12 protein-coding genes are annotated in these 12,354 nt (G+C 27.8%); 7 read left to right on the top strand and 5 right to left on the bottom strand.

What is annotated here, in order from left to right:
* Positions 1–132 precede the first annotated feature (132 nt).
* The 5 genes from Q7K47_00560 to Q7K47_00540 all read left to right on the top strand — a co-directional run bounded on the left by Q7K47_00560 (position 133) and on the right by Q7K47_00540 (position 3,220).
* On the top strand, positions 133–1,449 hold the full coding sequence (locus Q7K47_00560; protein ID MDP0505693.1) for an NCS2 family permease: 1,317 nt from the start codon (positions 133–135) through the stop codon (positions 1,447–1,449).
* Positions 1,450–1,556: 107 nt separating this feature from the next.
* On the top strand, positions 1,557–2,507 hold the full coding sequence (locus Q7K47_00555) for an AEC family transporter (protein MDP0505692.1): 951 nt from the start codon (positions 1,557–1,559) through the stop codon (positions 2,505–2,507).
* 52 nt (positions 2,508–2,559) lie between these two features.
* Complete coding sequence (locus tag Q7K47_00550) at positions 2,560–2,694, top strand: hypothetical protein (protein ID MDP0505691.1); 135 nt, start codon at positions 2,560–2,562, stop codon at positions 2,692–2,694.
* 12 nt (positions 2,695–2,706) lie between these two features.
* Positions 2,707–2,988: a hypothetical protein gene (locus Q7K47_00545; GenBank protein MDP0505690.1), complete on the top strand. Its 282-nt coding sequence runs from the start codon at positions 2,707–2,709 to the stop codon at positions 2,986–2,988.
* Between the two features lie 70 nt (positions 2,989–3,058).
* On the top strand, positions 3,059–3,220 hold the full coding sequence (locus Q7K47_00540; GenBank protein ID MDP0505689.1) for a rubredoxin: 162 nt from the start codon (positions 3,059–3,061) through the stop codon (positions 3,218–3,220).
* A 52-nt stretch (positions 3,221–3,272) separates the two neighbouring features.
* On the opposite strand, the gene mglC is transcribed toward Q7K47_00540, so the two are convergent.
* The 5 genes from mglC to Q7K47_00515 all read right to left on the bottom strand — a co-directional run bounded on the left by mglC (position 3,273) and on the right by Q7K47_00515 (position 9,316).
* The gene (gene mglC, locus Q7K47_00535; GenBank protein MDP0505688.1) at positions 3,273–4,301 is read right to left on the bottom strand and encodes a galactose/methyl galactoside ABC transporter permease MglC; all 1,029 of its coding nucleotides are present in this window, start codon (positions 4,299–4,301) and stop codon (positions 3,273–3,275) included.
* 30 nt (positions 4,302–4,331) lie between these two features.
* Entirely contained in the window at positions 4,332–5,834 is a 1,503-nt protein-coding gene (mglA, locus tag Q7K47_00530; protein MDP0505687.1) for a galactose/methyl galactoside ABC transporter ATP-binding protein MglA, read from the bottom strand.
* A 111-nt stretch (positions 5,835–5,945) separates the two neighbouring features.
* Positions 5,946–6,953: a galactose/glucose ABC transporter substrate-binding protein MglB gene (gene mglB / locus Q7K47_00525; GenBank protein ID MDP0505686.1), complete on the bottom strand. Its 1,008-nt coding sequence runs from the start codon at positions 6,951–6,953 to the stop codon at positions 5,946–5,948.
* Positions 6,954–7,085: 132 nt separating this feature from the next.
* Positions 7,086–8,114 carry an aldose epimerase family protein gene (locus tag Q7K47_00520; GenBank protein ID MDP0505685.1) on the bottom strand — a complete coding sequence of 343 codons (1,029 nt, stop codon included), beginning with the start codon at positions 8,112–8,114 and terminating at the stop codon, positions 7,086–7,088.
* A 17-nt stretch (positions 8,115–8,131) separates the two neighbouring features.
* Positions 8,132–9,316, bottom strand: a complete 1,185-nt coding sequence (locus Q7K47_00515) for an ROK family protein (GenBank protein ID MDP0505684.1) — start codon at positions 9,314–9,316, stop codon at positions 8,132–8,134.
* A 190-nt stretch (positions 9,317–9,506) separates the two neighbouring features.
* On the opposite strand from Q7K47_00515, the gene Q7K47_00510 reads away from it, so the two are divergent.
* Positions 9,507–10,682, top strand: a complete 1,176-nt coding sequence (locus Q7K47_00510; GenBank protein ID MDP0505683.1) for a galactokinase — start codon at positions 9,507–9,509, stop codon at positions 10,680–10,682.
* Positions 10,682–12,208, top strand: coding sequence for a UDP-glucose--hexose-1-phosphate uridylyltransferase (gene galT / locus Q7K47_00505; GenBank protein MDP0505682.1), 1,527 nt, complete (start codon positions 10,682–10,684; stop codon positions 12,206–12,208). Before Q7K47_00510 ends, galT begins: the two co-directional genes overlap by 1 nt.
* Positions 12,209–12,354 lie beyond the last annotated feature (146 nt).

The raw sequence follows: 12,354 nt of genomic DNA, 5'->3' as shown, positions 1-12,354 counted from the left end.
GTTTTTTATATTTCTAAAAATAGATTTTAAAAATAAGATTCAAAGTTTCAATTTTATTTTTAAGTTGTGTTAACACAAAGGCCTGTTTTTACAGGCCTTTTATTTTTTAATAAATTTAAATCGGAGGATATCATGGAAAAATTTTTTAGACTGTCTGAGAACAAGACAACAGTAAGACAAGAGGTTATCGCAGGAGCTACTACATTCTTAACTATGGCTTACATCGTTTTCGTTAACCCTGCTATTTTATCAGCTACTAGTATGGATCAAGGAGCTCTTATCACTGCTACTTGTTTATCTGCAATTGTAGGTACTGGACTTTGTGGACTTTGGGTTAATGCACCATTTGCAATGGCACCTGGAATGGGACTTAATGCCTTCTTCGCTTTCACTTTAGTATTAGGACAAGGAGCTACTTGGCAAGAGGCTTTAGGAGTTGTATTCCTTTCTGGTATTATATTTGTAATCTTAACTATAACAGGAGTAAGAAAATCTCTTATTAAATCAATTCCTTTAGAATTAAGACTTGCTGTTGGAGCTGGAATAGGTTTATTCATTGCCTTTCTTGGAATGCAAACAATGGGACTTATTGTTGACAATCCTGCTACATTAGTTGGACTTGGACATTTTGATACTAAACTTGCTTTATCAGTAATTGGTCTTATTATTATGATATTATTAGAAGTTAGAAATATCAAAGGTGGAATTTTACTTGGAATTTTAATAACTACTGCTCTTGGAATTTTCGCTGGAGAAATATCTTTACCTGAAACTTTAGTTTCAATGCCTCCAAGCATTGCACCAATTGCATTTAAATTAGATATTTTAGGAGCTTTAAAACCTTCTTTAATTGCTTCTATATTCTCTTTCTTATTCGTTGACTTATTCGATTCCCTTGGAACTATATTAGCTTGTGCTAATGAAGCTGGTCTTATAGATGAAGATGGAAATGTTGATAAAATCGATAAAGTTTTAGAAGCTGACGCTGCTGCTACAATAGTTGGTTCTTTAATTGGTACTTCTACTGTAACTACTTTCGTTGAATCTGCTTCAGGAATTGCTGCAGGTGGAAGAACAGGATTAACTTCTGTTGTTACTGCAATTTTATTCTTTATAACTTTATTCTTCTCTCCAGTTATAGGAGCTGTTCCTGGATATGCAACTGCACCAGCCCTTGTAATTGTTGGAGTATTCATGTTTAAAAATCTTTTAGACATTGATTTAAAAAATTTACAAACTGCAATTCCTTGTTTCTTAACAATTATAATGATGCCTTTAACTTATAGTATCTCTTTAGGATTAGCATTTGGATTTGTATCTTATGTTTTAATCAAAATCTTTGTAGGAAAAGCTAAAGAAGTTCCATTCATACTTTGGATTGTTGCTTTCTTCTCTTTCTTAGAAGTTACTGGTCTTACTCAAAAATTAATGTCAGTATTTATGAAATAAGCATAGCAATATTTATTTAAATAAGTTATAATATGGATGATACGGTATATTTATTATACCGTATCTTTTTATACTATAATTTTAAAAAAAAGGATGTATTATTACTTATGATTACAAATTTACTGCTGTCGTTGAATGTTGTTTTTCCTATTTTCTTTATGATGAGTGTGGGGTATTTAATTAGGAAATTAAATATGGTTGATGAACACTCTTTAACAATCATGAATAAACTAGTATTTAGAGTTTTTATGTCAATTCTTCTGTTTGTAAATGTTTCTAAAATGGATGTGGAAGCTTTAATTGATATTAAAAATTTAACTCTTATACTTCTTGTATGGGGAGTTATCATCTCAACCACTATATTTTATTTCTTATTATATAGAAAAACAGTTTCTGATATTAGCAAAGTCCCTGTAATGATACAAGGATCTTATAGAGCTAACTTAATTCTATTTGGAATACCTATGGCTACTTCCCTTTATGGAGTAAATGGAGCTGGAATTATATCCATTGCAATAACTGGTATTATTCCTTTATTTAATATCTTAGCTATATTAATCCTAGAAGGATATGCTAATAAAAATGCTAGTAAAAAGAAATTATTTATCGCTATATTAAAAAATCCATTGATTATAGCTTGCTTTTTAGGAATAATTTTCGTTGTTTTAGGAATAAAAATTCCTAATTTAATATTAAGTCCTCTTGTTAGTATGGGTAAAGTTGCTACACCTCTTGCTTTTATTATTCTAGGAGCTACTTTAAGATTTTCAAGTCTTATTAAAAATTTAAAGTTTATTTTCGTAACAACTTTTATGAAATTAATATTTTTACCTTTTATAGCAATTGTAATAGGTATAAAAATGGGGTTTGTAAATGAACATTTACTTGCTATATTAGGAGCCACTGGAGCCCCAATATCTATTTCTTCATTTATTATGGTTAAAGAAATAGGAGGAGATGAAAACTTAGCAGCTGAATTAATTGTTTCTTCTTCAGTTATTGCTATATTAACATTGTTTATTTGGATTTTCTCATTAAAAACTCTTGGATTTTTATAAAAAAAAGATTATAATTAAAGTATTAAAGAATTAAAAAATTAGGATGTGAATTATGACAGATTTAGAAATAGAAAAACAAATGGAAAAAGCATTGAAAAAAGTTCCATTTGAAGTTAAAAAAATTAAATTTATTTTGTTCCTTGTAAAAAAATGGAAAAATTTAATAAGATTATTTAAAATAAAATAATATGGAGGATGTATGGAAGAAAAATTAATGAAATTAATGAACAGAATAAATGAAGAGTTTCAAAAAAGAGGTTATGAAATTGAAGAAGATTTAAAAGAGCTTATTGAAACTAACGAGACTGTAGCTAGTGAACTAGCTAATACTAAGTTTAAAAAAATTGAATTCTTTGATATTAAGGATGAAAACTCAGTAGGATTTACTTTAGAAGATTTACAAGTTAGTTTTTATCTTGAATATGGAGAAGATGAAGAAGGACCTTGGTATGAGGCTACTGCTGAAATTGTTAATTTTTAAAAAACTCTAATATAGATTATAATATTATTATTATTAAATAATATATTAATATATAAAAGGAGGATTTAATATGAAAAAATGGGAATGTGAACCATGTGGTTATATTTACGATCCAGCAATTGGGGATGAAGATGCAGGAATTGCTCCAGGAACACCTTTTGAAAAATTACCTGATGATTGGGTTTGTCCAATTTGTGGAGTAGGTAAAGAAGATTTTAAAGAATTAGATTAATTAAAAAATAGCGAGAATAATCTCGCTATTTTTATTTTTTGATTTTATATTCTTAATTTTTCTTAGCATATTTCATTGCATCAAATGCTACTGCTGCTATAATAATTGCACCTTTAATAATATATTGCCAGTAAGGACTTACTCCAACATAAGTTAGACCATAGTTTAAAACTGTTAATATTATAACTCCTACCATTACTCCTGAAATTCTACCAACACCACCATAGAAAGATACTCCTCCTATAACACAGGCAGCGATTGCATCCATTTCATACATAAATCCTAAGTTATTAGTTGCAGAACCAATACGTCCAGCTTCTAAGAAACCACCAAAAGCATAGTACATTCCTGATAATGCATAAATTAATATCATTGTAAGTACAACGTTAACTCCTGAAACTCTCGCTGCTTCTGGATTTCCACCTGCTGCAAATACATTTTTACCAAATTTTGTTTTATTCCATAATACCCACATAATTACCATTGCTATAGTAGCATAAATTATTAAGAAAGGTAATTTAAATCCAAATAAATTAAATGACCCTTGAGCAAAATAAGAATAGTTTTCACTAAATCCTGAAATTGGAGAAGCTCCTGCAAAATCATAATAAAGAGAATTTATTCCATAAACAATTGTCATAGATCCCATTGTAACTATAAATGGATGTATGTTCAAACAAACTGTAATAGCTCCATTAAAAGCTCCTATAACTGCTCCAATAGCCATAACTATAAGAACTACTAAAAATAAAGGTATCTGACCCATATCTGGATAAACCTTATTTATATTATCTGCTGCCTGTAAAAGAGAAGCTGAAATAACTGCAGCTAATCCAACTTGTCTTCCTGCTGAAAGGTCTGTTCCTTGAGTAACTATAATTCCACCAACTCCAAGAGCTATAATAGCTCTTACTGAAGACTGTGTTAATATATTTTTAAAGTTTCTAACACTTAAAAATGTTGGTTCTTTAACTACTATCATAACTAACATTATAAATAAAACTAAATATAATCCACTTCTTATAAATAGATTCTTTATATCTATTTTCCCGTCTTTTTTCTTCTGCAATCTTAAATCCATAATTTATCTCCTTAAGTTTTTATATATTAATTATAAATATTTCGCTGAAAGGCTTAACAATTCCTCTTGAGTAGTTTCTTTTGCATTAACAATTCCTGCAACTTTTCCATTACTCATTACAAGTATTCTGTCACTAACTCCTAAAAGTTCTGACATCTCTGATGAAACCATTATAATTCCTTTACCTTTTTTGGCAAGTTCTATCATAAGCTGATAAATTTCATATTTAGCTCCTACATCAATTCCTCTAGTAGGCTCATCTAACATAAGAACATCAGGTTCTGTTAAAAGCCATCTTGAAAGTATTACTTTTTGTTGATTTCCTCCTGAAAGACTTCCAATACGAGTACGCTGAGTTGGAGTCTTAGTTCTCATACTATCAATTCCCCACTGAGTATCATCTCTCATTTTTTCATTATCTAATAATTGATCTTTTTTTACATAACTATCAATATTTGCTAAAACTGTATTTTCTTTAATGTCTAGCATTGAAAATATCCCTGTTGCTCTACGTTCCTCTGTAACTAAAGCAAAACCATTTTTTACAGCTTTTTTAGGAGATTTATTATTTATTTCTTTTCCAAATAATTTTATTTTCCCCTTCTCTTTTTCTCTAATCCCAAATATTGTCTCAACTATATCTGTTCTTTTAGCTCCAACTAGTCCTGCAACACCTAAAATTTCTCCTTTATGTAATTGAAAACTAATTTCTTTTATTGAAGGTTGATACTTTGCTGTTAAATCTTCTACTTCTAATATCACTTCTCCTGGTTTATTGTCCTTTGGAGGGAAACGATCTGTTAAGTCTCTTCCAACCATAAGATTTATTATTTCATCTGTAGTTAAATCATCTACTTTTTCTGTTGCTATCCATTTTCCATCTCTCATTATTGTAATGTCATCAGATATAGCTTTTATTTCTTCCATTTTATGAGAAATATAAATTATTCCACAACCATTTTCTCTAAGTCTTCTTATAATTTTAAATAAATGTTCTACTTCATTTTCTGTTAAAGAAGAAGTAGGCTCATCCATAACTATTATTTTAGAATCATATGAAACTGCCTTTGCTATCTCTATCATTTGTCTTTGAGATACTGATAAATCTTTAACTTTCATTCTTGGATTTAAATTTATTTCTAAATTTTTAAAAATTTCAATAGTCTTATCATACATTGCTTTTTCATCAACAAATAATCCTTTAGTTGGAAATCTTCCTAACCAAATATTATCTAATACATTTGTTTGAATAACTTGATTTAATTCTTGATGAACCATTGAAACTCCATTATCCAATGCTTCCCTAGTTGATGTAAAATTAATTTCTTTTCCATCAAACTGAATAGTTCCTCCATCTTTCCTATAAATCCCAAATAAACATTTCATAAGTGTAGATTTTCCAGCTCCATTTTCTCCCATAAGAGCATGAACACTGTGTGGTCTAACTTTCAATGAAACTTCATCTAAGGCCTTTACTCCTGGAAATGATTTAGAAATTTTATTCATTTCTAATAAATATTCTTTATTTTCCATAGTTTTCTCCATTTCTCTAATAATTTAAGCATCTAGTTTCATTAAAAGAGAGAGTGAAAATCACTCCCTCTAAAAATTAATTTAATTTTTATAATTTAATCTTGACTAAAATTAATATTGATCTACATTATCTGCGTCAATTCCGATACTTGGAACTAATAATACTCTATTTTCTAATACTAAATCTGTTCCTTCAGTTGCTTCTTTTCCTGCTGCTAAGTTAACAGCTATATCAAATGTTCCTTTACCTTGACCATCAGCATCATTAAGAACTGTTCCAGCCATTTCACCTTTTTTGATTTTTACAAGAGCTTCAGGAAGAGCATCTACACCAAATACTGGTAATGTTTTTCCGAATGCTTTTTGTGATTCAATAGCACCTAATGCCATTCCATCATTGTTACAAATAATAACTTCTATATTATCTCCATTTGGTCCTGATAACCATGCATCCATTTTATCTTTTGCCATTGCTGTATCCCACATAGCTGTATCTAAATGTAACTGCTCAGTTTCAATTCCCATATCATGTAATGCAATTATTGAATATTTTGTTCTTGCTTCTGCATCTGGATGTCCTGGTTCTCCTTTTAACATTACATATTGGATAACTCCATCATTATTTAAATCTAATTCAGGATGAGCTTTCCAATATTTCCCAACTAATTCACCTTGAGCAATTCCTTGTGCATTAGGATCTATTCCAACATAATAAGCTTTGTCATAAGATTGAATAACTGAATCTTTTGGTCTTTTATTATAAAATACTACTGGTATTCCAGCTTCTTTTATTTTGTTTGCTACTGTTTGTCCTGCTGCTGGGTCAACTAAGTTTATAGCTAAAGAATCTACTCCCTTAGATAACATAACATCTATTTGATCATTTTGTGTAGTTTGACTATTTTGAGAATCATTCATTTGTAATTCAACTTTATCTGCAACTTTAGATGCTTCACTTTCAACTACTTTTCTAAATAATGCTATAAAGTTATCGTCATATTTATATGCTGTAAAACCTACTCTTAGTTTTTGTGGCTCATCTGCTTTTTTATCTCCTCCACATCCTACTAAACCTGCTGCTAATATTACTGATCCTAATAATAATCCCGCCTTTTTCATAATATAACTACCTCCTAATTTTTTTTCAATTTTATAACTCTGCTATATTTTTATGTTCATCTTACTATCTATAGTTATACTTCAATTAATATTTTTTGTCAATAAATTAAACTTTTTTTGTTCAAAGTTTTGTCAAAAACTATAAAAAGTATATTCACTTTTATTGTAATATTTGTTTTTTTCAGAATATAATTTTGCATTTCCACTTAAAAATTGCAATACATCTGGATAATCTTGCATTTCCAAACAAACTCCCAAATGATTTTTCTCAAATATTTCATCTAGATAATTTCCAGTATAAACAACCACAACAGGTTGATTTGTTTTAACCTCCATAGTTCTTCCACTTTTCTCATGTAAAATCTTCCCATCTATTTTCATTTTTTTAGAAAAAATAAAGGGATGATCTAGTCCGTTATTAACTATTTTTATTTGTTCATTATCTGATTTTAATATTTCATTTAACACCGTTTCTTTTCTTAAATCAAATACGCTCAAATCTACATTTGAAATATTTTTTGGTAAAGTTGATTCGTCAACTTGTATATATTTATCACAAAATAGTTGTATTTTTTGATTTCCAATGTCCTCCTTAACATCTCCACTTAAATTAAAATAAGTGTGATTTGTTAAGTTCATATAGGTTTCTCTATCTGGAATACCTATATATTCTATTATTAGCTTATTTTCTTTCAAAGTATAAATAACTCTCAAATCTATATTTCCTGGAAAATTAGATTCCATATGAGGAGATTTTCTACTAAGAATCAATTTCAGTTGATCCTCTTGTATAATTCTTGACTCTTTCCATAATTTAGTTACAAAATAATCTGGATAACCATGTAAATTATTCCCCTCATTATTTAATTGAAGCTGGTATATTTCATTTTTAATTTTGAGCTTTCCATCTTTTATTCTTCCTGCATTTCTTCCAACTATTCCACCTAAATGATAATCTGGATTATTTTCATATTCTTCTAAAGTTTTAAAATTTAAGACTATATTTTCAGCTTTCCCTTCTCTATCCTTTGTTAAAATCCGCCGAATAATCCCTCCATAATCCAAAACTTCTACTTCTAATTCTTTATTTTTAAGAATATAAGAATATACTTCTTCCCCTGTTTTTAATTTTCCAAAATACTTTTTTTCTATACCTCCCATGAATTTTCACCTAACTTTTATATGTATTTTTCTGTAAATTTTAAATTCTCAAACAAATTTTCTCTAACTACAGATATAGCTGAGTAATACATTAGATCTTCTCCTAATTTAGTGCTTTCTATTTCACATTTTTGAATATCTAAAGATATTTTATTTAAATAAAACCTTATATTCTCCATTACAAATTCACTTTTAAAAAGCTCTCCTGCCAAAACTATCTTTTCAGGATCCACTATTGAAATAATAATATTTAATCCTTGAGCAATATATTCAACAGCCTCTGTAATAGCTTTTATAACTAGAAAATCTCTCTTCTTGATTCCATATAAAACATCTTTTATCTCTAACTTTCCTTTTTTTTGCAATATCTCTTTTAAAATACTATATTTCCCAACTTTTATTTCAGACTCTAATCTTTTTAATATAGCCTTATCTGAAGCTTCTGCCTCTAAACATCCTCTTTTTCCACAAGAACATTTTCTAATACTATTTGTATTAATTACTATGTGTCCTATTTCTCCTGCCATAGAATGAAAACCTCTATACATTTTATTATCTATAAAAGATGAAGTCCCTATCCCTTGACATAAATTTAACATTACAAAATTTTCAACTTCCTTGCAAGAACCTATTTGTTTTTCTGTATAAGCCATTGCTCTTACATCATTTTCTAAAATGATGGGTAAATCATATTTTCTTTCTAGATACCTTACAATATTATTAGTTTCCCACTCATAGTGAGGAGACATTAGAATTTTAGAAAATTCTTCATCTACTGGACCTGTTACAACAAGAACAATGACTCCGATATTTTCATTTTTTTCTAAATTTTTTCTAATTAACTTATCTAAAAAATTCAACATATCTTTTTTGTTTTTCTCTAAAAGATCTATTTTAATTTTTTTAATAAAGTCCCCATTTATCTTACTTATGGATAAAAATATTCTGTCATTAGCTGTGATATTTATTCCTAAAATATTTTTAAATTTATCTTCATTTATAGATAAAAGCATTGGGCGTCTTCCACCTGTGGATCTTCCCTCTTCCTTTTCTACAACTATCTCTTCTTCCAATAAATTATTGATTAATTTAGAAATTCTTGCTGGAGTAAGATTAAATAGCTTCGCTAATTCCATTCTAGAAATACTCATTCTCTCTTTTATTACTTTTAATATTTCGTACTCTCTTACGCTCTCTTTCATCTCTCTCTCCTAAATATCTTATATCTATTTTTAATATATTTTATAATATTTGTCAAAAGAAAAATAGGGTATTCCTAAAACTTTTTTAACTTTTTTAATTAAGTGTGGTATCTTTTTAGTAAAAGAAGTTGTTTTTTTTTCAACACAAAGTATAATTAAAGCACATAATATATAATTTAGGAGGGTGAAAATGGATATTAAAAATCTAATGCTTGTTAAATTCCAAGAATTATTTGGAAATTTAGAAAATAAAGAGTTTTATTTTACTCCTGGAAGAGTTAATTTAATTGGAGAACATATTGATTATAACGGGGGATTTGTTTTTCCTTGTGCTTTAAGTTTTGGTACTTATGCTATTTGTAGAAAAAGAGAAGACCAAAACTTTAATTTATTTTCTATTAACTTTCCTGAGGATAACATAATTAATTTTAATATTAATGAATTAATAAAGACTGATGTGTGGGGTGATTATTGTAAAGGAGTAATCAAAGTAATAAAAGACAATAATTTTAATATCCCTTTTGGTTTAGATATCGTCTTTTATGGAAATATTCCAAATGGTGCTGGTTTATCTTCTTCAGCTTCCTTAGAAGTTTTAATGGGAACTATTTTAAATACAACTTTTAATTTAAATATTCCTATGGTTGATATTGTTAAATATTCTCAAAAAGCTGAAAATGAATTTATAGGAGTTAGTTGTGGAATTATGGATCAATTTGCTGTGGGAATGGGAAAAAAAGATCATGCTATTTTACTTAATTGTGATACTTTAGACTATGAATATGCTCCTATTTCTCTTGAAAATGCTTCAATTGTCATTATGAATACTAATAAAAGAAGAGGTCTTGCAGATTCTAAATACAATGAAAGAAGAAATTCATGTGAAGAAGCTTTAAAAGATTTACAAAATTCTAATGTTAATATTAATAATTTATGTGATCTTTCATTAAAAGAATTTGAAGAAGTTAAGCATTTTATAAAATCTGAAGAAGCATTACTTAGAGCTACCCACGCTGTTAGTGAAAATGAAAGAGTTTTAAATAGTATTAAAGCACTTAAAAAAAATGATATTGAAACTTTTGGAAAATTGATGAATGAATCTCATATTTCCCTTAGAGATAATTATGAAGTTACTGGATTTGAACTTGATTCTATTGTAAAATTTGCTTGGAAAGAACCTGGAACAATTGGTGCTAGAATGACTGGAGCTGGATTTGGTGGATGTGCTGTAAGTATAGTTAAAAATGATTCTATAGATGAATTTATTAAAAATGTTGGAAAAAAATATAAAGAAGAAACAGGACTTGCTGCTGATTTTTATATTGCAAATATTGGGGATGGCTCTAAAAAGCTAGGTGATTTATAGTGAATAATAAAAATATTTATTTAGAAATTGAAAACTTACTAGACTACGCCCTACATGTTAATTTTATTGAAAAAGAAGATTTCTCTTATTTTAGAAATAAAGTTTATAATATTTTGAAAATAGACTCTATAGACATAAGTTCTTTACAACCAATAATATTTGAAAAAAAACCTATCCATAAAATTTTAAATAAAATTTGTGATTTCGCTGTGGAAAATAAACTAATAGAAGATACTACTAGCCAGAGAGATTTATTTGATACTAAAATAATGGGAGAATTTATTTTAAAACCAAGTGACATAACCAAAAAATTTAAAAAAGACTATGAAGTTTCACCAAAATTAGCCACTAGTAATTATTATGAGTTTTCTCAAAATACAAATTATATAAGAATGGATAGAATAGAAAAAAATCTTCACTGGCTATCTAAAACAGAATATGGAAATTTAGAAATAACTATTAATCTTTCTAAACCTGAAAAAGATCCAAGGGATATAGCAAAGGCTAAACTTATTAAATCTTCTTCTTATCCAAAATGTCTTCTTTGTAAAGAAAATGTTGGATATTCAGGAAATCTAAATCATCCTGCAAGACAAAATCATAGGATAATTCCAATAAGTTTAGAAAATGAAGCTTGGTTCTTACAGTATTCTCCATATGTATATTATAATGAGCATTGCATTGTTCTTTCTGGAGAACATAATCCTATGAAAATAAATAAAGATACTTTTGAAAAATTATTTGATTTTATAGATATCTTCCCTCATTATTTCATTGGTTCAAATGCTGATTTACCTATCGTCGGAGGTTCTATATTAAGCCATGAACATTTCCAAGGGGGATGTCATGATTTTCCAATGGCAATAGCTTCTAAAGAAAAAACTTTTACTATAAAAAATTATGAAAATATTCAAGTTGAAAAAGTAAAATGGCCTATGAGTGTTATAAGACTTAGAGGAAAAGATAAAAAAGCTCTAATAGAATTAGCTAATAAAATCTTTATAAAATGGAAAAATTATTCAGATCCTAAATGTGATATCTTAGCTTTTTCAAATGAGACTCCTCACAATACAATAACTCCAATAGCAAGAAAAAAAGATGATGAATATGAGTTAGATCTTGTTTTAAGAAACAATAGAACATCTGAAAAATATCCTTTAGGAATATTTCATCCCCATGAAGAACTTCATCATATAAAAAAAGAAAATATTGGACTTATTGAAGTTATGGGACTTGCTGTTTTACCAGGAAGATTAAAGGAAGAAATTTCAATTCTTATGGAACTTTTACTTAAAAATGATTCGATTAATTTAATAAAAAATAATACAAAAGTTTCAAAACACGTTAAATGGTGTGAAACTTTATTAAAAAAATATAATAACAAGTTAAATAAAAATAATATTGAAAATATCTTACAGGAAGAAATAGGCTTAATCTTTTCTAAAGTTCTTGAAAATGCAGGAGTTTTCAAAAATGATATCAATGGAAATAACGCCTTTGAAACCTTTATAAAATCACTTAATTAATTTGTTTTTTCTCCTTTAATTTATTTTTTTGTTGACAGGATAATCTTTTTGTGTTAATATCCTAATCAAATAAATTAAAAGGAGGAAAACATGATGTTACTAAGGAATTTCAGGATAATGACTAAACATAATAAAACTATTATTCT

The sequence above is a fragment of the Fusobacterium sp. JB019 genome (assembly GCA_030673965.1).
GTDB lineage: Bacteria > Fusobacteriota > Fusobacteriia > Fusobacteriales > Fusobacteriaceae > Fusobacterium_B.
This window is presented reverse-complemented; position numbering and strand designations above follow the sequence as displayed.